Source organism: Streptomyces sp. 5-10, assembly GCF_014712245.1.
In the GTDB taxonomy this organism is placed as follows: Bacteria; Actinomycetota; Actinomycetes; order Streptomycetales; family Streptomycetaceae; genus Streptomyces; species Streptomyces violaceusniger.
Genome location: NZ_JACVYG010000037.1, coordinates 23,584 through 45,618 on the forward strand (window position 1 = coordinate 23,584; position 22,035 = coordinate 45,618).

Consider the following 22,035-nt stretch of genomic DNA (forward strand, 5'->3'; position numbering starts at 1 on the left):
GGGCTCGGGGCCGGGGAGGACGGGCTCAGGACTGGGGGCGCAGGGTCCACACGATGGACATCTCACCCGTCACCGCGCCGTCCTCGCGTGTGATCGCGACGTTCACCGGGAATTCGGGCCGCTCCCCCGCGTCCAGCTCGGCGACCACCTCGGCGGCGGGCCGGCCGAGGGTGGCGGTCGCGGTGACGGGCCCCTTGGCGAGCTTCTTGTAGCCGATCTCTGCGCGCACGGCCAGCGGTACGGCACGGCCGAGCTGATCGCCGAACGCCGCCAGCACGACGGCGCCGCTCGCGGACTCCGCCAGGGTGAACATCGCGCCCGCGTGGGGGCCGCCGACGTGGTTGTGGAAGTCGGGCTGGTCGGGCAGGCACAGCACCGCGCGCTCGGGCGACGTCTCGCGGAACTCCAGGTTCAGGGTGCGCACCATGGGCACCGTGGCGGCGAGCATCTCACCGACGGAGGGCAGGGTTTCAGACATGACCCGGAAGTTACCACCCAGTAGAAAACGGGGAAAGGGGCAGTCCACGGGGCGGCCGTAGCAGCTGTCGTCGCTCCCCTCTATCGTTACTGGCCATGTGGCCAGGACAGCAGCCGCCCGGGGGCGAGCAGAACGACCCGCACCATCAGAACCCCTATCAGCAACCGGGGTACCAGCAGCCGGGATACGGTCAGCCCAACCCGTATCAGCAGCCGGGGTACCAGCAGCCGAATCCCTATCAGCAGCCGCCCCAGCAGCAGCCGGGACAGTCCGGCCAGCCGGGGCAGTACGGCCAGCCGGGGCAGCAGCCCGGATACGGCCCGCCGCAGGGTCCGCCCGGCCAGCAGTGGGGCGCTCCGTCCGGCCCGTCCGGCGCACCGCAGCCGCCGCGCGACAACAAGAAGCGCACGACCACCATCGCCATCGTCGCGGCCATCGCGGTCGTCGCCGCCGCGGCCATCACCGGTGCGCTGGTCCTGGGCAAGGACGACAGCGGCGGCGGTGACGAGTCGAAGGGGAAGGACAAGACGCCCGCCTCCGCATCGGCCCCGGCCTCCGAGGAGCCGACCGAGGACCCGGGCGGCGGCGGTGCGGACAACCCGCGCGCCGGCGGTGACACCACCGACGTCAAGGCGGTCATACCCGGCTGGAAGCCGGTGGTCAGCCCCAAGCGGCACAACGCCTTCGACGTCCCCCCGGAGTGGACGGTCGAATCGCCGGGCCTGAGCACCGGTTTCGAGGACGACAAGGGCAAGCCGCTCGTGGTCATGTCCGCTCCGGCGAGGTACAAGAAGGACTACTGCTCGGTCAAGGACAAGGACGGCTACGTCAACAAGAGCCACGCCGCCGGGGCGGGCTCGAAGGGCGCGCAGGGCGCCAAGAGCGAGGCGTCGGCCGCCAAGATCGAGGCCGAGAACTGGGTCTTCGCCGCCTTCGACCAGAAGCAGACCGGGACCCGCAAGGTCACCGACGCCAAGAAGTTCAAAAGCGCCCACGGCCTCGAGGGCTACACCGCGTCGGCCACCGTCACCGGGGTGAAGAAGACCGACAAGTGCACCACCGACGGCAAGTCGGTGACCGTTACCTACACGGACACCAACGGCGACTTCGCCACCTGGGTCCTGTACTCGGTCAAGGGCACCAAGGAGGAGGTCCCGGACTCCACCATCAAGAAGATCATGAGTTCGCTGCGGCCGGTGAAGTCGGAGGTCTCCTGACCCCCTGACCGCTCCGATCACGGCGGCCGGAATTCGGTTGGACGCCGGGGCCCGCCCCCAGGGATAGTCCGGATGTGACGACTCCTCCGGCCCCGCGCCTCCGACCGCGCCGCCCCGCGTGGGCCGGCCGCAACTACACCCTGCTGACCACCGCCGCCGTGGTGACGGGCCTCGGGAACGCCGGAGCCCTCATCGCGGCGGCGTTCGCGGTGCTGGAGGCAGGCGGGGACGGCGGCGACGTCGGGCTGGTGGCGGCGGCCCGCACCCTTCCGCTGGTCGTCTTCCTGCTGATCGGTGGCGCGGTGGCGGACCGGCTGCCCCGCCACCGGGTGATGGTGGCCGCCAACAGCCTCAACTGCCTCTCGCAGGCGGTCTTCGCCGTGCTCGTCCTGTCCGGCGAGGCGCGGCTGTGGCAGATGGCCGTGCTGTCCGCGCTCGGCGGCACCGGGCAGGCGTTCTTCTCCCCCGCCGCCGAGGGCATGCTGCTCTCCAGCGTCAACGGCGAACAGGCGCCCCGTGCCTTCGCGCTGTTCCGGATGGGCATGAACGGTGCGCAGATCGGCGGGGCCGCGCTCGGCGGCGCGCTGGTCGCGGTGGTCGGCCCGGGCTGGGTGCTGGCCGTCGACGCCGCCGCGTTCGCGGTCGCGGGCGCCCTGCGCTCCCTGCTCGACGTGCGTGCCGTCGCCCAACGGGAGCCCGGCGGCGGCATGCTGCGGGATCTGCGCGAAGGTTGGCGCGAATTCGTCGGCCGACCCTGGCTGTGGTCGATCGTCCTCCAGTTCTCCGTCGTCAACGCGGTGGTGGGAGCGGCGGAGTCGGTCTTCGGCCCGCTGGTGGCCGAGGACCATCTGGGCGGGGCGCGCCCCTGGGGGCTCGCGCTCGCGGCGTTCGGCGCGGGCACCGTCCTGGGCGCTCTGCTGATGGTGCGCTGGCGGCCGCGCCGGATGCTGCTCGCGGGCTCCCTGTGTGTGCTGCCGCTCGCCCTGCCGTCCGCCGCGCTGGCCGTCCCGGTGCCGACCGCGCCGCTGGCCGTGGTGATGTTCCTGGTCGGGGTGTCGATCGAGGTGTTCGGGGTGTCCTGGATGACCGCGCTGCACCAGGAGATCCCCGAGGACAAGCTGTCGCGGGTCTCGGCGTACGACTGGTTCGGCTCGGTCGCCATGGTGCCGCTCGCCACGGCGCTCGCGGGTCCGGCCGAGGAGGCGTTCGGCCGGGCGGCCTCGCTGTGGGGGTGTTCGGCGCTGATCCTGGCGCTGACGCTGGCGGTGCTGACGGTCCCGGACGTACGGCGGCTGCGCCGGCGCGAGACCGAGCCCGTCGCCGAGGGCGGACCGGCCGCAGCCGCGGACTCCGACCCGGAACCGGCCACCGCCGCGGACACCGACCCGGAACCGGCCACCGTCGCGGACTCCGACCCGGAGCCGGTCAGCCCACGCTGAACGGCCCCGTCAGCCCACGCTGAACGCCCCGTCCGGCGGCTCGGGCGAGGGCGTGGCGTCCTCGTCCCGCACCGGCGCCGCGCCACCCATGAACCGCTCCAGCGCCTCCCCGTACTCGACCCTGGCCGGGAAGGCGTCGGCGGCCGTGCGGCGGGCCAGCACGGCGACCGGCGGTTCGGACTGGGAGGCCACCAGCACGGCGTTGCCGAACCGGCGGCCGCGCAGCACCGACGGCTCCGCGATCAGGGCGAGGTGCGCGAACGCCGTGCGGTAGGTGGCCAGTTGGGAGCGGAGGAAGGCGAACGGCGCCCCGTCGGCCAGATTCGCGGCGTACCACCCGCCAGGGCGCAGCGCCCGGGCCGCGGCGCGGGCGTACTCGACGGAGGTCAGATGCGCGGGCACCCGCGAACCGCCGAAGACATCGGCCACGATGACATCGGCGGACCCCTCGGGCGCGGCCTCCAGCGCGGTCCGGGCGTCCTCCGGCCGCACCGTGACGCCCGCCCCGGACGGCAGCGGAAGGTGCTCGGCGACCAGCTCCAGCAGCCCCCGGTCGGCCTCGATCACCACCTGGTGGGAGCCGGGGCGGGTGGCGGCCAGATAGCGAGGCAGCGTCCAAGCCCCGCCGCCCAGGTGCAGTACGTCGAGCGGAGCGCCGGGATCGGCGGCCGCGTCCAGGACATGGGCGATCCGCCGCGCGTACTCGAATTCGAGATGGCCCGGATCGTCCAGGTCCACATACGACTGCGGGGCGCCGTCCACCGTGAGCAGCCAGGCGCGCGGGCGGTCCAGGTCCGGCATCAGCTTGGCGGTGCCGCCGTCCACGACACGGCTCACGGGTATCGGCTCGTTCACCCTCTCATTGTGCCGTCGCGTGCGTGCCGCGGCTTCCGCTCGCCCGCCTCCCGCACGGGGGAGGCGGACGAGCGGGGCCGGTGATGGTCACGGCAGCACGGTGGTCACCGTCCCCGCGCCCACCGTGCGGCCGCCCTCGCGGATCGCGAAGCCGAGACCCGGCTCCAGCGGTACGGCGCGGCCGAGCTCGACCGTCATGGTGACCGTGTCACCGGGGCGCGCCACCGCGGCGGCCCCGAGGTCCACGGCGCCGACCACATCGGCCGTACGGAGGTAGAACTGCGGGCGGTAGCCGGTGGACACCGGGGTCCGCCGGCCGCCCTCGGCCGCCGAGAGGACGTACACCCGCGCGGTGAAGCGCCGCCGCGGCACGACGCTGCCGGGCGCGGCCACCACATGGCCGCGGCGCACCGCGTCCCGCGCCACTCCGCGCAGCAGCAGCGCCACATTGTCCCCCGCCTCGGCCGACTCCATGGACTTGCCGAAGGTCTCCACCCCGGTGACCACCGTGGCCACATCGGTGCCGGGCACCTCGACACGGTCGCCGACCCGTACCGTGCCGCGCTCGATGGCGCCGGTGACGACCGTGCCGCGTCCGGTGATGGTCAGCACGTTCTCCACCGGTAGCAGGAACGGCGCCCCGGTGTGGCGCACGGGCGTCGGGACGTAGATGTCCACGGCGTCCAGCAGCGCCTCGATCGCCCCCGTCCACCGCGGGTCGCCCGCCAGCGCCCGCAGCCCGGAGACCCGTACGACGGGCGTGGTGTCGCCGGGGTAGCCGTGCGCGGAGAGCAGCTCGCGCACCTCGAGCTCGACGAGGTCGGTGAGCTCGGGGTCGCCCGCGTCGGCCTTGTTGAGGGCCACCACGATGTGGTCGACGCCGACCTGGCGGGCCAGCAGCACATGCTCGGCGGTCTGCGGCATCACCCCGTCGAGCGCGGAGACCACGAGGATCGCCCCGTCGATCTGGGCGGCGCCGGTCACCATGTTCTTGATGAAGTCGGCGTGGCCGGGCATGTCGACATGCGCGTAGTGCCGGGTGTCGGTCTCGTACTCGACGTGCGCGATGTTGATGGTGATGCCGCGCGCGGCCTCCTCCGGCGCCCGGTCGATGCGGTCGGCCGGCACATAGGCGCCACCGGTGCCGCGCTCGCTCAGCACCTTGGTGATGGCGGCGGTCAGCGTGGTCTTGCCGTGGTCGACATGGCCCATGGTGCCGATGTTCAGATGCGGCTTGGTGCGCACATACGTCTGCTTGGACATGCGACGATCTCTCCTCGTCAGCGGGGTGGGAAACGCGGACCCCAGAACCTCGCCGACCCTCCCCCTGGGGGATCCGTCGGAGTTGTCCGAGGAGGGTCAGCTTCGGGCGCCGTCGAGGCGGGCGGCGGGAACGGCGGCGGGCGGGTCCGTGGTGAGGGCGGCGACCGCGGCCGGAGCGAGAGAGGGGACGGCAGCCTTCGGCGCGTCCGCGACCGCGGACGTCGGCGTGAGGAAGGCGAGCCGGAACATGCTGTGATCTTCGCGCAGTGTTCGGTCCGCGTCGAATGGTTTTCGGTGCGTTTCGGTATGTGCGGGGTCGGTGGGACGGGTAGTTCGGAACCCTCTCTGTCGAGGGGGTACGGGGGCTCTGTCGACGGAGTCCGGGGTCTTCTGACGACGAGTTCGGGTCCCTCTGTCGACGGTCTGCCGACAATCCGACGACAACCCGACGACATCACAGCGTCCGCCGGGCCCGGTCGGTTACGCTCCACCGATGCTCGATGTCGCCCCGCCGCCCGCGAAACCGGCCACGCGCCGCGCCCTCGCCGTGCTCCTCTCGCCGTGGTCGCGGCTGGGGCTGCTCGCCGCGCTGCTCACCGGTTCCGCCATCGCGGTCTGGCTGTGGCAGCCGCAGCGGCTGCTGACCCACGGCTGGCCGGAGTTGTCGGGCGGGACGGCCGTGGTGCTGTTCACGGCCGCGTACGGGGTGGGCACCGCCGCGCTGGTCCCCCGGCCGCTGCTGAACCTGGCGGCCGGTGCGCTCTTCGGCATCCAGGCCGGGCTGGCCACGGCCATCGGCGGCACGGTGATCGGCGCCGGGATCGCCTTCGGCCTCGGGCGGCTGCTGGGGCAGGACGCGCTGCGGCCGTTGCTGCGGGGCCGCTGGCTCACGGCGGCGGACCGGCAGCTGAGCCACCACGGGTTCCGGTCGATGCTGGCGATCCGGCTGTTCCCCGGCGTACCGTTCGCCGCCGCCAACTACTGCGCGGCCGTCTCGCGGATGGGCTGGCCGTCGTTCCTGCTGGCCACCGGGTTGGGCAGTGTGCCGAACACCGCCGCGTACGTGGTGGCGGGCAGCCGCGCCACCACTCCCACCTCGCCCGTCTTCCTCCTCGCGCTGGCCTTCATCACGGTGCCCGCCGTCGCGGGGGCGCTCGTGGCCTGGCGCAAACGCGGCCGTATCCGCCCCGTGCGGCCCGCGGAGGACACGGCGGCGGACGAGATGGCGCCGCGGAGCTGACGGTCGGATCCGCGGGCCTGACGGGCGGACCCGCGGGGCCCGAGGGCGGACCCGCGGAGCTGACGGGGCCGGGGGTGGTCAGCCGCCGGCCGGTCCGGTGGCGGAGGCCGACGTGGCCGCGGCGCGGGCCGACAGCGGCTCGGCGACGTCCTCGAGCGGACGCCGCTCCGCCGGAACCGCGAGGAAGGCGGCGACGAGCCCGGCCGCGACCATGAGCGACGCCCCGATGGAGAAGGCCAGCGCGGTGTCGGCGACGACTCCGCTCGCCGTCAGATCCGAGAAGATCAGCGGACCGCTGATGCCTCCGGCCGCCGTGCCGATGGCGTAGAAGAAGGCGATGGCCAGGGCGCGCGTCTCCATCGGGAAGACCTCGCTGACCGTCAGATACGCCGAGCTGGCACCGGCCGAGGCGAAGAAGAGGACCACGCACCAGCAGGCGGTCATCGTGGTCGCGCTGAGCCAGCCGTTGCCGAACATCCAGGCCGTGATGAACAGCAGCACACCGGAGAGGAGGTACGTCCCCGAGATCATCTGTCGCCGGCCGACCGTGTCGAAGAGCCTGCTCAGCAGCAATGGCCCGAGGAAGTTGCCGAAGGCGATGACCGTGAAGTAGTAGCCGGTGTCACCGCTGGGCACGCCGAAGAACTTCACCAGGATCGAGCCGAAACCGAAGGTGATGGCGTTGTAGAGGAACGCCTGCCCGATGAAGAGGGCCAGCCCCAGGACCGCGCGCCGGGGATACGTCCGGAAGAGCGTCCGGGCGATCTCGATGAAGCCGGTGCTCTTCCGCGTGCGGATGGTGATGGCCTTGTCCGGCTCGGGGAGGCGCCGCCCGGTCTCGTCCTCTATCCGCCGTTCGGCCGCCGCGACCAGTTCCTCGGCGCCCTCCGCCCGGCCGTGGATGAACATCCAGCGCGGGCTTTCGGGGACGTTCCGCCGGACCAGCAGGATGACCAGGCCGAGGACGACGCCGAGGGCGAAGGTGAGCCGCCAGCCGACGTTCAGCGCGAAGAAGGAGGTGTTCAGCATCAGTACGGAGAGCAGCGAGCCGCCCATCGCACCGAGCCAGAAGCTCCCGTTGATGACCAGGTCGACGCGGCCCCGGTACTTGCTGGGGATCAGCTCGTCGATCGCGGAGTTGATGGCCGCGTACTCCCCGCCGATGCCGAAGCCGGTGAGGAACCGGAAGAGGAAGAACCACCAGGCGGAGAAGGAGATGGCGGTGAGCGCGGTGGCGGCGAGATAGACGCCGAGCGTGATGAGGAAGAGCCTCTTGCGGCCGTAGCGGTCGGTGAGCCAGCCGAACACCAGCGCCCCGGTGCAGGCCCCGGCCACATAGAGGGCCGCCGCCATCCCGGTGACCTGCGCGTCGGTAATGGGCAGCCCGCTGCCGGGCTCGGAGAGGCGGCTGGCGATATTGCCGACGACGGTCACCTCGAGACCGTCCAGGATCCATACGGTGCCGAGGCCGACCACGATCATCCAGTGCCAGCGTGACCAGGGCAGCCGGTCCAGCCGCGCCGGGACCTGGGTGGTGATCGTCCCGCCCGGCCCGCTTCCGGCACCGGCCCCGTCCGGTCGGCCTCCCTGCCCTCCGTCGTGCCCGATCGCGGTCATACGGTTCGGCTCCTCGGCTGTCCACGGCTATGCATGGCTGTTCACGGCTATGCATGGCTGATCACGGCTGATCCTCACCAGGCGCCCGCGGCCGGGCGACCCGGCCCCGAGTACCCAAGGTCAAAGCGCTGAACCGATGGTCTGACCAGGCCCTTGATGGGCCGCGCACCCGGGGACGCTACGCTGCCCCCACAACCGGCCGTTGATCCTCGACGGTCGGCCTCCCACTGACCGCCCCGCCTGAATCGGTCATGCCTGGACATCTGCGACCAGGGACCGAGCAGCGCACGATCAGCCTTGGATAGCGAAGACTCAATGTCGTGGTTTGAATCATTCATCCTCGGGCTGGTCCAGGGGTTGACTGAGTTTCTTCCGATCTCCTCCAGCGCCCATCTGCGGCTCACGGCCGCGTTCGCCGGCTGGAACGACCCTGGGCCCGCCTTCACCGCGATCACCCAGATCGGTACGGAGCTCGCGGTACTCATCTACTTCCGCAAGGACATCGTCAACATCGTGTCGGCCTGGTTCCGCTCGCTCTTCAGCAAGGAGTGGCGCGGCAACCACGACGCCCAGATGGGCTGGCTGGTGATCGTCGGCTCGCTGCCCATCGGTGTGCTCGGGCTCACCCTCCAGGACGCGATCGAGGGCCCGTTCCGCGATCTGCGGCTCATAGCCACGACCCTCGTGGTCATGGGCCTCGTGCTGGGCTTCGCGGACCGGCGTGCGGCCCGCGATGAGACGGGCGGCCGGCACCGCGTCGCCAACCAGCGCAAGACGCTCCAGGAGCTGAGCGTCCGGGACGGGCTCATATTCGGGGTCTGCCAGGCGATGGCGCTGGTGCCGGGCGTCTCCCGGTCCGGCGCCACGATCAGCGGCGGACTGCTGATGGGCTACACCCGCGAGGCCGCGGCCCGCTACTCCTTCCTGCTCGCCGTGCCTGCGGTGCTGGCCTCGGGCGCCTTCGAGCTGAAGGACGCGTCCGAGGGCCATACCGAGTGGGGCCCGACGATCTTCGCGACGGTCATCGCCTTCATTGTCGGCTATGTGGTGATCGCGTGGTTCATGAAATTCATTTCGAGCAAGAGCTTCATGCCGTTTGTGATCTACCGGATCCTGCTGGGCATCGCGCTCTTCGCGCTGGTCGGCTTCGGTGTGCTGAGCGCGCACGCGGCCGAGTCGGCGGGCTGACGCACCTCTCGGACATCCGCCGGACAGGCAGGGAGATGGGCCGCCGGCCGAGGAGGGAGGAGTCCGGCGGCCCCTTCGCTCAGGGCTGGCGCCCCCTGAGCGGCATGGGACGAGTCAAGCGCCCCGCCGGGCGGCGGGGAAGGGTGTGCGGTAGATATATGCAAGCACTCGCATCACACCGGGTGTGAATTCCTCACCCAGCGCACACCCCTCCCCTGAGCTGCCGCCTTACCGGGACGCTGGCCCCGCCGGTCCGGCGACGATCCCCACCAGCTCACTCAACGAGTCGATCCGCCAGTCCGCCATCGCCGCGTCGGCCGTGTCGCCCCACAGATACGCCCACGGCCCCCGGCGGATATGCGCGGCCCGCAGCCCGGCGGCCTTCGCCGGCCGGATGTCGAACGCCGGGTAGTCGCCCACGTACACCGTGTCCCCCGGCGCGGCACCGCCGAGCTCCAGCACCCGCCGGAAGAACTCGGGATCGGGCTTGACGACGCCCCACCCACTGGACGTCGCCACGGCGTCGACCGGCAGCCCCATCCCCCGCAGCAGCTCCCCCATCCGCAGCGACTGGTTTCCGGCCAGGACCACCCGCAGCCCGGACTCCCGCAGGGCGCCGAGCGCGGACCGCACGTCCGGGTACAGATCGGACTCGTCCAGCCACTCCCCCCGCCCCGCCGCCTCCCGCGCCCGCCGCTCGGCGTCGATGTCCACGCCCGGCCGCAGCAGCCGGATCGCGTCCCCGTCGTCCCGCCCCTGCGCGACGACGGCCCCCACCAGCGCGGACAGGGTGTGCCGGGGCACCCCGAGCCAGTCGGCCCAGGCGCCCCAGTAGCGGTCCTCACGGACGAGGGTCGAGCCGATGTCGAACACCACGCTCTCCATCACCACGCCCCTCTTCCGCTGCCGTGGCCCACGGCCCTCAGACCTTCTCCGGCCCCCGGCCCTCCCAGTCCGCGTAACGGATCCGGGCGAGATCCAGCACCTCACCGACCGTGCCCCATTCGTTCTTCCCCAGCCGGGACAGCGGCCGCAGCCTGGTGATCTCCGCATGCCCGTCGACCATCACCGCGTCGTCGATCGCGGCATGCACCACCCGCCCGAAGACCACCGTCGAGTTCCCCAGCCCCACCGTGCTGTGCACCACACACTCCAACGCCACCGGCGACCCCGCCACCCGAGGCGGCTTCACCCGCAGACTCGCCTCCTGCTCCACCCCCACCGCCTCGAACTCGCTCACCCCGTGCGGAAAGTCCGTCGCCGTCGCGTTGACCTGCTCGAACAGCCCCTCGGGAGCGAGGTTCACCACGAACTCCCCGGTGTCCTCGACATTCCGCAGCGAATCCTTACGCCCCACGGAGGTGAACTGCACCACCGGCGGCGCCACGGCCGCCACGGTGAAGAACGAATGCGGGGCGAGGTTCGCTGCACCGTCCTGCCCGACGGTGGACACCCAGGCGATCGGCCGAGGCACGATGACCGAGGTCAGCAGCTTGTAGAAGGGAGTGGGACCCACGGTCTCGGGATCGAAGTCGATACGCATGCGCCCCAGTATCCGCTGACGCGGCGGCGCACCCCAGCGACGGCCCACGGTCTCACCCAGCCCCTGTGATGCGTTTCATCGACCACCACCCGGGCACGACGCCCAGCGCGGCGGCCGAGGCCACCCAGCTGATCTCCAGCAACTTCAGCAGGGCGCTCCGAGGCTTGGAGAAGAATGGCATGGTACGGCGAGAGGACGCGAGTGGAGGGTGGCGGGGTGAGAGACCAGGAGCGCGGCCGACGGCGCGGTCAAGGCGAGCTGGAGTCGCAGGTGCTGGTGGCGCTGCACGAGGCGCCGGGGCCGGTGAGCACGACATGGGTCCAAGAACGACTCGGCGGCACTCTCGCCTACACCACCGTGATCACCATTCTCACGCGGCTCCTGGCCAAGGGGGCGGTGACGCGGGAGAAGGCGGGCCGGTCGTTCGTGTGGACTCCGACCGCCGACGAGGCGGGCCTGGCGGCCTTGAGGATGCGGCGGGTGCTGGACGGGGAGAGTGACCGCGAGGCGGTGCTGGCCAGCTTCGTGACCGGCCTGCCGCCGCAGGATGAGCAGGTATTGCGGGGCCTGTTGGAGCAGGCCAGGGAAGCGGAGGAGTAGAGGAGCTCATGGGGGTCTTCGTCTTCCTGCCGCTGGTGCTGCCCTTGACGGCGTGGCCGATCGCCCGCCTGGCCGAACAGCATCTGCACCCGCGTGCGGCGACCTGGCTGCTGTCGGCGGTCGCGGGGGTGTTCGCCGTGTGCAGCACGCTGTGTCTGGCGCTGTTGATGGTGGTCGGCACCGCGCAATTGCCCGGCAACCCGCTGCCGGACGGCTGGTCGGACCCGGAGGTGCGCGAGGCCGTCCCGTACGACGAGGTGGCGGGCAAGGCCGCCATCCCCGCGCTGCTCTCCGTACTCGCCGCGTGCGTACGAACGGTGTGGCGTCATCAGCGCGTACGGCGCCGGGCCGAGCGCGCGCTCGCGGGTCTGCCCGCCACGCCGGTGGCGGTGCTGCGGGACGAACTGCCGTATGCCTACGCGCTGCCGGGCAGGCGTGACCGGGTCGTGGTGAGTACCGGGATGCTCACCGGGCTGCGTCCGGCCGAGCGCCGGGCGCTGTTCGCTCACGAGCGCGCGCATCTGGCCCGCCGCCACCATCGGTTCCTGCTCACCGTGCAACTCGCGGCGCGGGCCAACCCGTTCCTGCGCCCGCTGCGGACCGCGGTCGCCTACACGGCCGAGCGGTGGGCGGACGAGGAGGCGGCCCAAGCGGTCGGCAGCCGGCGCACCGTGGCGCTGGCGGTGGGCAGGTCCGCGCTGATCTCCCGCGGGGCGCCGGTCGCCACGCTGGCGGGTTTCGCGGCCATGGGACCGGTGCCGCGCCGGGTGGCCGCTCTGCTGAGTCCGGCCCCCGCCGGGCGCGTCTGGCCGCCCGTTTTCACGGCGGTGGGCCTGGCCGCGTGGGGGGCCGCCATGGGTACCACGGCGTCGGCGCTGTCCTCGGCGAACTCGGCGGTCACGCTGTTCGTCATCCTGCACGCGGCCACCCCGGTATAGCCGGGCCGCCACGCGCCGCACAGCCGGATCCGCCGGGTACGGCGGGTACGGCGGGTACGGCGGGTACGGCGCCCCGGGGCGTATCCCCGTGCCGTACCGGAGTCCGCGCGCCCGGACACCCGGTCGCCGGGCGCGCCTCGCCCTCGCCTGGCCCTGGCTTCAAATGATCGGTTGCGGCACACCCACACTTCTACAGTGCTGTAGATTTACGGCCGGATCCGGCACATGGCGACGGCAGAAATCTCCTTCTGCGAGCCTTCGCGCCTGTCCACCCCCGTGTGTTGGTCACTTCGAACCCAGGAGCTGTGCCCTGTGACTGTGAGCCTGTCCAAAGGCGGCAATCTCTCCCTCACCCGCTCCCAGCCCGGCATCGCCAGCGTCGTCGCGGGCCTCGGCTGGAAGGTGAACACCGGCCCCGGCGACGTGGACCTCGATGCGAGCGCCCTCGTACTGGGGGCGGACGGACGGGTCCTGTCGGATCAGTACTTCGTCTTCTTCAACAACCGGGCAACTCCCGAAAACGCCGTTCGGCACACCGGCGACAACAGGACCGGCGAGGGTGAGGGAGATGACGAGCAGATCGCCGTCGACTTCACGTTACTGCCGCCGCAGGCGGAGTCGGTCGTCTTCGTGGTGTCGATCCACGATCAGGAAGGGGCGGCCAGCACCTTCGGTCGCGTGCGCGATGCGTACATCCGCGTGGTGCACCAGGCGGCCGGGGTGGAGATGTGCCGCTTCGAGCTGACCGAGGACGGCCACGATGAGACCGCGATGGTGTTCGGCCAGCTGTACCGGCGAGACGGGGAGTGGAAGTTCCGCGCGATCGGCCAGGGCTATGCGTCGGGCCTGGAGGGCATCGCCAAGGACTACGGCGTCAATGTGTGAGGGCCCCCGCCGCTGACGTGGCGCCGACCCGAGGCGGGCGCCGGCCATCGACCCGATGGCGGTCCGCCTCGCATGCCGTCACCGCGGCTGGCGCGTGGCAGTTCGGAACTGGTGGAAGCGAGATGGTGGACGGTACTGCCGCGCCCAAGGTGCACGCGCTCGTGGAGGGTTCCCGCCGGGTCGTCGACTCGGGTTGGTTCGGTGTGGTGGTCTTCAGCGTCATCATGGCCAATGCCGCCGTCCTCGGCGTCGAGACGTACAGCGGCGTGGTGGAGGACTGGCACACCGAGCTGAAGGCGCTGGAACACGGGTTCTTGGCGATCTTCACAGCCGAGATCCTCTTGCGGATGGTGGCCCACGCGGACCGGCCCTGGGACTTCTTCCGCGATCCCTGGAACCTGTTCGACGTGGCGGTCGTGGCGCTGGCCTTCCTCCCCATCACCCGCGAGAACGCGACGGTGCTACGGCTGCTGCGCCTGGCACGGGTGCTGCGGGCCGCGCGGTTCCTGCCACAGATACGGGTGGTGATCACGGCCATCGGCAAGAGCCTGCCCGGCACCCTGAGTTTCCTGCTGGTCGGCACGCTGCTGCTGTATGTGTACGCCATGGTCGGCTGGGTGTTCTTCGCCGATGACGACCCGGAGCACTACGGCTCGATCGGCCGGGCCGTCCTGACGCTCTTCCTGCTCATCACCCTGGACGGGCTGGGGGACGCGGTACGGGCGGGACTGGAGATCTCCCGCTGGACCATCGTCTACTTCGCCTCGTTCGTGCTGCTGGGTTCGTTCGTCCTGGTGAACCTGCTCATCGGCGTTGTCATCAACTCCCTCGAGGAAGCCCGCGCCATGGAGGAAGCGGAGAAGGCCGAGCCGCCGGGCCCCACACCCGTCGGACCCACTCCGGAGCCGCTGCGTGCGCGGATCGCGGCCGCTCGGCAGGCCCTGGACGACCTCGAAGCGGACCTGGGCACCACGAGCAGTGCCTGCCAATGTCTGGTGCCGACCGACGGGGACGAGGGGCGACGGGCTCGCGTCCCGGGCGGATAGGCGCCCGCCCCTCCTGGCGGGATCAGCGGGGCCCGGTGCCGCCGCTCCCGCTCCCGTTACCCGGCTCGGTGTCCGTTGTCCGAGAGCTGATCACATCGCCGGGCTGGGCCTGGATGACCCTCGGACCGGAGCGGTCCCGCTGACTGTCGTCATCGGATGCCATCGCCTTGGCTTCGCTCTTGAAGATACGGGCCGACTTGCCCATGGAGCGGACCAGTTCGGGGAGCTTCTTGGCCCCGATGACGACGATGACGACGATGAGGAGGAGGGCCAGCTCACTTATCCCTAGCACGGGCGCCTGCTTTCTCCATGGACGGCGTGGTGGTGGCGTCGCAGCACGCCGAGACATCGCGGCGGGCCCTGTTGAACGCGGTTCTGGTGCTCGATGAACCGCGATAAAAATCTACAGCACTGTAGATGCCCATGGGTGATGCACGGACGGAGACAGCGGAAGTGCCGGGGCCGCGCCCCCACCTGCCGGCGGCCACGCCGCGCAGCGTGGCGTCCCGGTCAGTGAGCCGGTGTGCGGGTCAGCGAGCCGGTGTGCCGGTTGCGGTGGGGCCGGATTGGCGAACTCCACGGTGCTCAAAGGCCGTTGGCTCACATTGCCGTTCACTCAAAGGCCGTTCGCGAATCGCAGGAGGATCTGCGCGAGGGCTTCTGGTTGCTCATCGGGGATGAAGTGGCCGGCGCCCGCGATGGAGGCACGTCCCACGTGGGGGACAAAGGGCGTGAGCGGAGCGGCCATGTCGGGAATGGAACCGTGTTCGCTGTCGATCGCGAGGACCGGCATGGTCAGCTCGCGGTCGGCGAGCAGCCGGCGGTTGCGGGCCGCCGATTCGGGCACGGCGCGGTAGTACTCCATCGCCGCGTGGAGGCCGCCGTCGCGGATGAGGGCCTTGGTGTAGAGGTCGATCTCGGCCCCGTCGAACACGTTCCCCGTGGCGGTCTTCGCGCGCAGGAACCATGACACGTACTCGCGCTCCTTGCCTTCGAGAAGGACCTCGGGCAGATCGGGGACCTGGTGGAACGCGAAGTGCCACATCTTCCAGGCGCCGGCCGGGTTCAGCGGCAGGGTCTCGGGCAGCGTCACACCAGGGATCCCCGCGTCGAGCAGCGCCAGTCCGGCCAGCTCGTCCGCGTAGCGCAGGGCGTAGGTGAAGGCGACCCAGGATCCGATGTCGTGCGCGAACAGCCAGTAGCGGCCGCCCGCGAGCCGTGCGACCGCCTCGTGGACCCGGACGGCGGCGGTTTCCGTGTCATACCCGTCGGCGGGGCGGTCGGAGAGCCCTTGCCCGGGCAGGTCGAGGGCGATCACGCGGTGGTGCCGCGCGAGCGCCGGCATCACCTTGTGCCAGGCGTACCAGGTCTGGGGGAACCCGGCGAGCAGGACGACGGGGTCGCTTCCCGTACTACCGCCCACGACGGCGTGGATACGGATGCCGTCCGCGTCGGCGGAGAGGTGGGTGAAGCCTTCCAGCTGCTCGGCATCGGAGATCTCCGCACCGATGCCCGGCCGGGGAACTTCGCGGTGGTTCATGGTCGATCCTTGTCTTGCGTCGTGGTGAACAGCGCTCGCTCGCCGCGGCCGACGACGGATTGCGATGTCGTCGATCACGGATGACCTCCTGGTGCGATCGAAGCCAGGCTCACGCTAGCCAATGTTGGAACGATCGGTCAAGGATGGCTCGACAGCACGAGGTGTCGCAGGGCTGATCCCGAGGAATGATGATGGGCTTTTGATGTACTTGCGGGTTCCGACCGCAGCGGTGTGGTGACCGGCTCGGTCGTCGACTGGACCGGCGCGGTGGACTCCCTGGTGGTCACGGATCCGGTGGCCGCCGCCACCGCCGCGGTCTCGACACCGTTCGAGGCCAGGGCGGTGGACTCCCCCGAGGCCGTGTTCGCCGCCGGAGTGGACGACGTCGTGATCGCCGCCGCGACCGACGCTCACCCGGAGCTGATCCTGGCCGCGGTCAAGGCGGGCGTCCCGGTCTTCTGCGAGAAGCCCGTGGCCCGCGGCGTCGAGCAGAGCCTGGAGGTGCTGCGGGCGGTGGAAGGCAGCGGTGTCGAGGTGCAGATCGGCTACAACCGGCGCTTCGACGCGGGCTGTGTGGCCGCGCGCCAGGCCGTGGTGAGCGGTAAGGCCGTGGTGAGCGGTAGGCCGTGGTGAGCGGTAGGCCGTGGTGAGCGGTGAGCTCGGCACGCTGCACACCGTACGGTCGACCACGTTGGACCCCGCACCGCCGCCGGCCGCCTATGTGGCCGTCTCGGCGTCCGCCGCGGATGCAGACGGTGGCGGCGCTGACCCAGTCGGTGCCGTCGGCATCGGTGGTGATCTCGATGGTTCCGGCCCGTCCCAGGCGCGCGCCCTGTCGCGTTTGACCACGCACCTTCGTGCCCGCGCGGCCCTCCCATGGGCCGCGCCCCGGCCGCCACTCCGGCCGGGGCGCGGTCGCCATCGGTGCCGCCGGGTCAGCCTGCGGAGACCGCGGCGGTCATCTCCCACATCAGGACCTCCGCGCCGTCGGGACCACCGGTGACGCGCTGCCCCTCCGCGCGCGCGATGCGTCCCGCGTCCCCGGTGGACAGCGGCCCCGCACCCTCCAGCTCGACGCTGCCCCGGGCGACGAAGATGTGGACGAACGGGGCGGTGGCGATGGGGAGAGTCTCGCCGGGACGGATGCGGCTGACGTGCAGGGCGGCGTGCTTCTGGCGGATGCCGATGGCCCGCTGGTCGGCGTGCTTGGACATGCCGGAGGCCAGGGTGGTCCAGCCGCCCCGGTCGAGCTCGCCGTTGATGTCGAGCTGTTCGTAACCGGGACGGATGCCGGCCTCGTCGGGGATCACCCACATCTGGATGAAGTGGACCGGGTCCTGGTGCGCGGGGCCGCCCGCGAGGGTCCAGGAGTCGTTCTTCTCGCTGTGGAGGATGCCGGTGCCGGCGCTCATCCGCTGGGCGAGACCTGGGTAGATCACACCGTTGTGGCCTTCGGAGTCCTGGTGAACCAGGCCGCCCTCAAGCACCCAGGTGACGATCTCCATGTCTCTGTGCGGGTGGGTCTCGAAGCCGGTGCCCGGGGCGACGACATCGTCGTTCGAGACCAGCAGGAGCCCGAAGTGGGTATTGCCGGGATCCCGGTGGTGCGAGAAGGAGAAGGAGTGGTGGGATTCGAGCCACCCGGCATGGGTGTGGAAGCGGTCGTCCGCGCGGCGGATGTCGAGGGTCGAAGCCATGAGGGTTCCTCACTGTCCATGGATGGGCCCTTCCAGAACCCAATCTAGTTGAATGCTTAACAACTATGGGCGGCGAGGTCATTCCCGTAGGGCTGACGTCGGCCTGCTGGGCCGGAGGAGCCCAGTGCTCACGGGGGCACCGGAGGAGCCGCAGGAGGTCGATGCCGGCGGGCCACCAGGGTCCCGGCGCGTCGCGCCGGAAGATCTGCGCGACCGGCACCATCGCCGTGGCGGCACACCGGCAGAACCGCTCTCGGCCGGTGCGGCGATCGCTCCCCATGGCGGCGTGGTGCGCCGTCAAGAGTTGGCGAGCGCGAGTGCCGGCACCTCGGGCATGCCTCCAACTCTGAAGTGGGGCGATCAATACTTTCGCGGGAGCGCGGTCAAGCCAAGGGCTTTCGTTCAACTAGTGAACTCAGCACGACACTTGACCGGCAAGGGCAGGGTCCAAGACAGTCATTCCGTGTGAGCGCTCTCTCGACCCGATCGGCGCTCGCTCTGCCCACTGTGCCCGAGTTCCCGTAGCCCGATCTCCCCTCACCCCCACGCCAGGAGCGGGCTACGGGGGCTCGCACATCCCGTCACCGCGGTTCCTTCAAACGAAAGCAGCCCCCCACATGTTCAGGATCACTTCCTCAGGCAGGACGGCGGATGCCGAACACCGCCGCCGCCGTCGACGCGTTCCGGCCTTCCTGGCCGCCCTGTCGCTTTCGCTGACCGGACTCCTGGCTTTCACGGTGTCCTCCAACGCCGCGGCCGCCGGCGAGCCCGCGTCCGCGGCCGAGTGGACCACCGTCTTCCGGGACGACTTCGACGGCGCGGCGGGCACCGGCCTGAACAAGAACGACTGGCTGTACGACATCGGCACCGGCTACCCGGGCGGCGCCGCGAACTGGGGCACCGGCGAGATCGAATCGGTCACGGACTCGACCGACAACGTCTACCACGACGGTGAAGGTCACATGGTGATCAAGCCGATTCGCGACGCTTCCGGGAAGTGGACCTCCGGCCGCGTGGAGACCCAGCGCACCGACTTCGAGGCGCCGGCCGGTGGACAGTTGGAGATCAGCGCCTCCCTCAAGCAGCCCAACCCGGAGAAGGCCCTCGGCTATTGGCCCGCCTTCTGGGCCATGGGCGCCGACGCCCGCCCGGTCGGAGCCACCAACTGGCCGAGCATCGGCGAGCTGGACATCATGGAGGACGTCAACGGGCTGAGCAAGCACTCGAACACCTTCCACTGCGGCGCGTGGGCCGGCGAGTGCCACGACCCGGACGGGATCAGCAGCGACCTGCTGCCGTGCGACACCTGTCAGACCGAGTACCACACGTACTCCGTGATCGTGGATCGCACCGACACCTCCGCCGAACAGCTGCGCTTCTACCGCGACGGCAAGGAAACCTTCACGGTGAAGCAGGACCAGGTGTCCGCCGAGACCTGGAAGAAGGCGGTGGACCACGGGTTCTTCGCCATCTTCAACGTCGCGATCGGCGGCTCGTACCCGAACAAGGTCTGCGGCTGCACCTCGCCGGCGGCGGACACCACCTCCGGTGTGGGGATGAGCGTGGATTGGTTCTCCGTCAAGGTGAGCCAGTAGCGCCGCGCACATCCCTCCAGGCAGCGGTGCGCCCGGTCCCACCAGTGCGGTGGGCCGGGCGCACCCGGGCGCGCTCGCCCCTTCCGCTCCCGCCGGCACTGGGAGTTTGGCTAGGGTCCGCCCGAAAAGCAGCGCCGGGCAGCACAGATGAGGTACGGGTGACCCCATGCCACGCACGTTGAGTTCAACGAAAACCCGCGCCGCGCTCCGCGTATCGGCGCGCATCTCCCTCGAATTGCTTTTGATCCTCGTCATGGCCGCGGTGGTCCTGTGGGCCCTGGGGCAGATGTGGTCGGTCATCTGGCCGCTCGTCGTCGGCCTGCTCCTCACGACGCTGACCTGGCCCCTGGCCCGCTTTCTGCGCGGGTGCGGGTGGGCTCCCGCGCTGGCCGCCTCGGTCGTGACCCTGCTGTTCCTCCTGGTCGCCACGGGTATCGCGGCGCTGATCGCGGTACCGGTGGCGTCCCAGTCCGGTGAACTGGCCGACGGTGTGGCCGAAGGCATCGAGCGGGTGCGTGAATGGGCCGCCGGGCCACCGCTGAACATCGACGATGCCCAGATCGCGCAGGCCACCGACACCGCGGCGGCCCGGTTGCAGAGCAGTGCGGGCAGCCTGGTCACCGCTGTCGTCGCGGGAGTGAGCACTGTGGTCGACGGTGTGATCACCGCCGTCCTGGCGCTCTTCCTGATGTTCTTCTTCCTCAAGGACGGCCCGCGGTTCCTGCCGTGGCTCGCCCATCAGCTCCCCGGTCGGCTCGCCACCGACATCCCCGCCGTGGCCGCGCGCAGTTGGGACACCCTCGGCGCCTTCGTGCGTTCCCAGGCGTTGGTCGGCCTGCTCGACGCCATCCTCATCGGACTCGGGCTGTGGGCTCTGGGAGTACCGCTGGTGCTGCCGCTGGCGGTCCTCACCTTCATCTCCGCGTTCATTCCCGTCGTGGGGGCCTTGTTCGCGGGTGTGGTAGCGGTGCTCATCGCGCTGGTGTTCAACGGTCCGACGGACGCGCTGATCGCGTTGGCGATCATCGTCGTGGTGCAGCAGTTGGAGGGCAATGTGTTCCAGCCCATGATCCAAAGCCGCGGCCTCGGCCTGCACGCGGCGGTCGTCCTGCTGGCCGTGACACTGGGCAGCAGCCTGGCCGGGATCGTGGGCAGTCTGCTCGCCGTACCGGTGGCCGCGCTGATCGCGGTGGTCTGGAACTACCTGCGTGAGCAGCTCAGCCATCCGCCACAAGAGCCGGAGAGCAACGAGCAGCACGCCGGTGGCGCCGCCGTGTCGTAGGCCCCCTCGTCGTCGCCCCTCGGTGGCGGCCCTCGGCGTCAGCCCCCGGCGTCAGCGTCAGCGCCGGCAAGCGCATCGGGCGCTGCCGGCCGGGTGCGCGCCGGGGGCAGGGCCCGCCACGCCAGCGGCTGACGGAGTCTTCGGCGTCCGCGGAATCCGACGGCGACCCCGTTGCCCATGGGCCCAGGGTTAACCCGCCGCCTCCCCGCTGGATCACCGGCCAGGTCATCGACGCGAGCGGTGGCCTGTTCCTCGGTCCACGCGTCTGACCGACGAGGCCGGAGGCGGCATGGTCCCGTACGCGGCCGAAGGGGTGCCCGGCCCCCGGCGCGGGCCGGGGGCCGGGGTGGAGGGGTCAGCGGTCGCAGCGGAGGGCGCGGAGGGAGATGGCGTCGCTCATGACCCGCATACCGGTGTCATTGGGGTGGAGGTGGTCGCCGCTGTCGTAGGCGGGGAGCATTCGGGCGGGCGCCGCGGGGTCCCTGACGGCCTCGTCGAAGTCGACGACCGCGTCGAACTCGCCGCTGGTGCGGATGAAGGCGTTGACCTGTTGGCGGACCGCCTCGTCGACGGTCTCGTACTCCCGCCAGCCCTCGTACGGCATGACGGTCGCCCCGACCACGCACACGCCGCGCGCGTGGGACCTGGCGATGATCTGCCGGTAGCCGGCGATGAGGTCGTCGGCCGTGGGGCCGGGCGTGGCCTTGATGTCGTTGATGCCCTCCAGCAGGATCGTCGTGCGCACACCGGCCTGGGAGAGCACATCCCGGTCGAGTCGTTTCAGCGCGCTCTCGGCCGAGCCGTCGGCGAGGATCTTGTTGCCGGAGATGCCTTCGTTGGCGACGCCCTTGAGCCGGGAGCGGGGGTCGGCGAGCAGGCGACGGGCGAGGAAGTCCGGCCAGCGGCGGTTGGTGTCCTGGGTGGAGGCGGAGCCGTCGGTGATCGAGTCGCCGAAGGCGACGACGGCGCCGCTGCCGGGCCGGGGCCGTACGACGGCGGCGTCCAGGTAGTACCAGGAGGTGATCTGCTGGGAGTAGGCGGCGGCGCCCTCCTCCGCCGCATGGTCACCGACCGGTGCGATGTACGAGGTCGCACGGGCCCCTTTGTGGCCGGTCGCGAGGGTGCCCGCACTGCGCACGTAGAGGCTGATCGCGAGGTCCGACTGGGGCTGGACGCGGTCCGGCAGCGGATCGCTGTACACGACGCCGCCCGCCGGTACGGTCACCGACGACGCGCCGCGGAAGGTCAGCCGTCCGTTGCTGCCGGGTACGACCGCCGCCCCGGACTCGCGTACGCCCGCGTAGGCGTGGCCGAAGGTCACCGGCTGGTCGCCGTAGGCGTTGGAGAGCCGGATGCGCAGGTCCCGGCCGCCGACGCTGGTGTGGATGACGAACCGGTAGGTCAGGTCCTGGGCGGCGGTCCCCGCCGGGTAGGCGCTGGAGGCCCAGGTGACGACGGAGGAGCGCGGGGCGGGGGGTGTCGCGGGCTGGGCGGCGGACTGGGCGGCGTAGGACTCGGTTCCGGTGGCCACGAAGGCCCCGAGGGCGGCGGCGGTCGCGGCCAGGAGGCCGAGGGCGCGTGCGGATAAGCCCGGTCTCTGCATGATGCGGCC

General features: G+C 71.0%; 21 protein-coding genes and 2 pseudogenes. 12 read left to right on the top strand and 11 right to left on the bottom strand.

Annotated elements, in window-relative coordinates:
• Positions 1-25: 25 nt before the first annotated feature.
• Positions 26-478: a DUF4442 domain-containing protein gene (locus IEJ02_RS32225; protein ID WP_191068062.1), complete on the bottom strand. Its 453-nt coding sequence runs from the start codon at positions 476-478 to the stop codon at positions 26-28.
• A gap of 95 nt (positions 479-573) precedes the next feature.
• Here IEJ02_RS32225 and IEJ02_RS32230 point away from each other — a divergent pair, with 95 nt between their 5' ends.
• Positions 574-1,695: a DUF8017 domain-containing protein gene (locus IEJ02_RS32230; RefSeq protein ID WP_191068063.1), complete on the top strand. Its 1,122-nt coding sequence runs from the start codon at positions 574-576 to the stop codon at positions 1,693-1,695.
• 74 nt (positions 1,696-1,769) lie between these two features.
• On the top strand, positions 1,770-3,134 hold the full coding sequence (locus IEJ02_RS32235) for an MFS transporter (RefSeq protein WP_275561387.1): 1,365 nt from the start codon (positions 1,770-1,772) through the stop codon (positions 3,132-3,134).
• Between the two features lie 9 nt (positions 3,135-3,143).
• Here IEJ02_RS32235 and IEJ02_RS32240 read toward each other — a convergent pair whose 3' ends face one another.
• The 3 genes from IEJ02_RS32240 to IEJ02_RS32250 all read right to left on the bottom strand — a co-directional run bounded on the left by IEJ02_RS32240 (position 3,144) and on the right by IEJ02_RS32250 (position 5,501).
• The gene (locus IEJ02_RS32240; RefSeq protein ID WP_191068064.1) at positions 3,144-3,989 is read right to left on the bottom strand and encodes a spermidine synthase; all 846 of its coding nucleotides are present in this window, start codon (positions 3,987-3,989) and stop codon (positions 3,144-3,146) included.
• Positions 3,990-4,076: 87 nt separating this feature from the next.
• A complete protein-coding gene (gene tuf, locus IEJ02_RS32245; protein WP_191068065.1) occupies positions 4,077-5,252 on the bottom strand; it encodes an elongation factor Tu in 1,176 nt (391 codons plus the stop codon).
• Between the two features lie 96 nt (positions 5,253-5,348).
• Positions 5,349-5,501: a hypothetical protein gene (locus tag IEJ02_RS32250; protein ID WP_165556361.1), complete on the bottom strand. Its 153-nt coding sequence runs from the start codon at positions 5,499-5,501 to the stop codon at positions 5,349-5,351.
• 244 nt (positions 5,502-5,745) lie between these two features.
• Here IEJ02_RS32250 and IEJ02_RS32255 point away from each other — a divergent pair, with 244 nt between their 5' ends.
• Positions 5,746-6,492, top strand: coding sequence for a TVP38/TMEM64 family protein (locus IEJ02_RS32255; RefSeq protein WP_191068066.1), 747 nt, complete (start codon positions 5,746-5,748; stop codon positions 6,490-6,492).
• Between the two features lie 78 nt (positions 6,493-6,570).
• Here IEJ02_RS32255 and IEJ02_RS32260 read toward each other — a convergent pair whose 3' ends face one another.
• Positions 6,571-8,109 carry an MFS transporter gene (locus tag IEJ02_RS32260; RefSeq protein ID WP_223864834.1) on the bottom strand — a complete coding sequence of 513 codons (1,539 nt, stop codon included), beginning with the start codon at positions 8,107-8,109 and terminating at the stop codon, positions 6,571-6,573.
• Between the two features lie 315 nt (positions 8,110-8,424).
• Between IEJ02_RS32260 and IEJ02_RS32265 the strand changes: the two genes are divergently transcribed.
• Entirely contained in the window at positions 8,425-9,297 is an 873-nt protein-coding gene (locus IEJ02_RS32265) for an undecaprenyl-diphosphate phosphatase (protein WP_191068067.1), read from the top strand.
• Positions 9,298-9,525: 228 nt separating this feature from the next.
• Here IEJ02_RS32265 and IEJ02_RS32270 read toward each other — a convergent pair whose 3' ends face one another.
• Complete coding sequence (locus IEJ02_RS32270) at positions 9,526-10,182, bottom strand: HAD family hydrolase (protein WP_223864835.1); 657 nt, start codon at positions 10,180-10,182, stop codon at positions 9,526-9,528.
• Positions 10,183-10,219: 37 nt separating this feature from the next.
• Positions 10,220-10,840, bottom strand: coding sequence for a flavin reductase family protein (locus tag IEJ02_RS32275; RefSeq protein WP_191068068.1), 621 nt, complete (start codon positions 10,838-10,840; stop codon positions 10,220-10,222).
• Positions 10,841-10,908: 68 nt separating this feature from the next.
• On the opposite strand from IEJ02_RS32275, the pseudogene IEJ02_RS32280 reads away from it, so the two are divergent.
• The 5 genes and pseudogenes from IEJ02_RS32280 to IEJ02_RS32300 all read left to right on the top strand — a co-directional run.
• Positions 10,909-11,028 (top strand): annotated as a pseudogene (locus IEJ02_RS32280) (MarR family winged helix-turn-helix transcriptional regulator); the annotation flags it as partial.
• On the top strand, positions 11,015-11,440 hold the full coding sequence (locus IEJ02_RS32285; protein ID WP_191068069.1) for a BlaI/MecI/CopY family transcriptional regulator: 426 nt from the start codon (positions 11,015-11,017) through the stop codon (positions 11,438-11,440). The pseudogene IEJ02_RS32280 and the gene IEJ02_RS32285, both read left to right, overlap by 14 nt.
• 8 nt (positions 11,441-11,448) lie before the next feature.
• Positions 11,449-12,378 (top strand): M56 family metallopeptidase, encoded by a 930-nt coding sequence (locus tag IEJ02_RS32290; protein WP_191068070.1) that lies wholly within the window; start codon positions 11,449-11,451, stop codon positions 12,376-12,378.
• 312 nt (positions 12,379-12,690) lie between these two features.
• Positions 12,691-13,263 carry a TerD family protein gene (locus tag IEJ02_RS32295; protein WP_137981183.1) on the top strand — a complete coding sequence of 191 codons (573 nt, stop codon included), beginning with the start codon at positions 12,691-12,693 and terminating at the stop codon, positions 13,261-13,263.
• A 122-nt stretch (positions 13,264-13,385) separates the two neighbouring features.
• On the top strand, positions 13,386-14,309 hold the full coding sequence (locus IEJ02_RS32300) for an ion transporter (RefSeq protein ID WP_191068071.1): 924 nt from the start codon (positions 13,386-13,388) through the stop codon (positions 14,307-14,309).
• A gap of 22 nt (positions 14,310-14,331) precedes the next feature.
• Here the strand turns inward: IEJ02_RS32300 and IEJ02_RS32305 are convergent, their stop codons facing one another.
• Both IEJ02_RS32305 and IEJ02_RS32310 read right to left on the bottom strand, forming a co-directional pair.
• On the bottom strand, positions 14,332-14,601 hold the full coding sequence (locus tag IEJ02_RS32305; protein ID WP_191068072.1) for a twin-arginine translocase TatA/TatE family subunit: 270 nt from the start codon (positions 14,599-14,601) through the stop codon (positions 14,332-14,334).
• Positions 14,602-14,925: 324 nt separating this feature from the next.
• Complete coding sequence (locus IEJ02_RS32310) at positions 14,926-15,849, bottom strand: alpha/beta fold hydrolase (protein ID WP_191068073.1); 924 nt, start codon at positions 15,847-15,849, stop codon at positions 14,926-14,928.
• 231 nt (positions 15,850-16,080) lie between these two features.
• On the opposite strand from IEJ02_RS32310, the pseudogene IEJ02_RS32315 reads away from it, so the two are divergent.
• A pseudogene (locus IEJ02_RS32315) lies at positions 16,081-16,582 on the top strand (Gfo/Idh/MocA family oxidoreductase); the annotation flags it as partial.
• 202 nt (positions 16,583-16,784) lie between these two features.
• Here IEJ02_RS32315 and IEJ02_RS32320 read toward each other — a convergent pair.
• Positions 16,785-17,546: a pirin family protein gene (locus IEJ02_RS32320; RefSeq protein ID WP_191068074.1), complete on the bottom strand. Its 762-nt coding sequence runs from the start codon at positions 17,544-17,546 to the stop codon at positions 16,785-16,787.
• A gap of 617 nt (positions 17,547-18,163) precedes the next feature.
• Between IEJ02_RS32320 and IEJ02_RS32325 the strand changes: the two genes are divergently transcribed.
• Both IEJ02_RS32325 and IEJ02_RS32330 read left to right on the top strand, forming a co-directional pair.
• On the top strand, positions 18,164-19,141 hold the full coding sequence (locus IEJ02_RS32325) for a glycoside hydrolase family 16 protein (RefSeq protein ID WP_162002010.1): 978 nt from the start codon (positions 18,164-18,166) through the stop codon (positions 19,139-19,141).
• 166 nt (positions 19,142-19,307) lie between these two features.
• Complete coding sequence (locus IEJ02_RS32330; protein ID WP_191068075.1) at positions 19,308-20,423, top strand: AI-2E family transporter; 1,116 nt, start codon at positions 19,308-19,310, stop codon at positions 20,421-20,423.
• A 355-nt stretch (positions 20,424-20,778) separates the two neighbouring features.
• On the opposite strand, the gene IEJ02_RS32335 is transcribed toward IEJ02_RS32330, so the two are convergent.
• A complete protein-coding gene (locus tag IEJ02_RS32335; RefSeq protein WP_191068076.1) occupies positions 20,779-22,026 on the bottom strand; it encodes an SGNH/GDSL hydrolase family protein in 1,248 nt (415 codons plus the stop codon).
• Positions 22,027-22,035: the final 9 nt, after the last annotated feature.

Coding starts and splice junctions, on each gene's coding strand:
- IEJ02_RS32225 (WP_191068062.1), bottom strand. CDS start 478: ATGTCTGAAACCCTGCCCTCCGTCGGTGAGATGCTCGCCGCCACGGTG.
- IEJ02_RS32230 (WP_191068063.1), top strand. CDS start 574: ATGTGGCCAGGACAGCAGCCGCCCGGGGGCGAGCAGAACGACCCGCAC.
- tuf (WP_191068065.1), bottom strand. CDS start 5,252: ATGTCCAAGCAGACGTATGTGCGCACCAAGCCGCATCTGAACATCGGC.
- IEJ02_RS32250 (WP_165556361.1), bottom strand. CDS start 5,501: ATGTTCCGGCTCGCCTTCCTCACGCCGACGTCCGCGGTCGCGGACGCG.
- IEJ02_RS32255 (WP_191068066.1), top strand. CDS start 5,746: ATGCTCGATGTCGCCCCGCCGCCCGCGAAACCGGCCACGCGCCGCGCC.
- IEJ02_RS32260 (WP_223864834.1), bottom strand. CDS start 8,109: ATGACCGCGATCGGGCACGACGGAGGGCAGGGAGGCCGACCGGACGGG.
- IEJ02_RS32265 (WP_191068067.1), top strand. CDS start 8,425: ATGTCGTGGTTTGAATCATTCATCCTCGGGCTGGTCCAGGGGTTGACT.
- IEJ02_RS32270 (WP_223864835.1), bottom strand. CDS start 10,182: ATGGAGAGCGTGGTGTTCGACATCGGCTCGACCCTCGTCCGTGAGGAC.
- IEJ02_RS32275 (WP_191068068.1), bottom strand. CDS start 10,840: ATGCGTATCGACTTCGATCCCGAGACCGTGGGTCCCACTCCCTTCTAC.
- IEJ02_RS32285 (WP_191068069.1), top strand. CDS start 11,015: ATGGCATGGTACGGCGAGAGGACGCGAGTGGAGGGTGGCGGGGTGAGA.
- IEJ02_RS32290 (WP_191068070.1), top strand. CDS start 11,449: ATGGGGGTCTTCGTCTTCCTGCCGCTGGTGCTGCCCTTGACGGCGTGG.
- IEJ02_RS32300 (WP_191068071.1), top strand. CDS start 13,386: ATGGTGGACGGTACTGCCGCGCCCAAGGTGCACGCGCTCGTGGAGGGT.
- IEJ02_RS32310 (WP_191068073.1), bottom strand. CDS start 15,849: ATGAACCACCGCGAAGTTCCCCGGCCGGGCATCGGTGCGGAGATCTCC.
- IEJ02_RS32320 (WP_191068074.1), bottom strand. CDS start 17,546: ATGGCTTCGACCCTCGACATCCGCCGCGCGGACGACCGCTTCCACACC.
- IEJ02_RS32325 (WP_162002010.1), top strand. CDS start 18,164: ATGTTCAGGATCACTTCCTCAGGCAGGACGGCGGATGCCGAACACCGC.
- IEJ02_RS32330 (WP_191068075.1), top strand. CDS start 19,308: ATGCCACGCACGTTGAGTTCAACGAAAACCCGCGCCGCGCTCCGCGTA.
- IEJ02_RS32335 (WP_191068076.1), bottom strand. CDS start 22,026: ATGCAGAGACCGGGCTTATCCGCACGCGCCCTCGGCCTCCTGGCCGCG.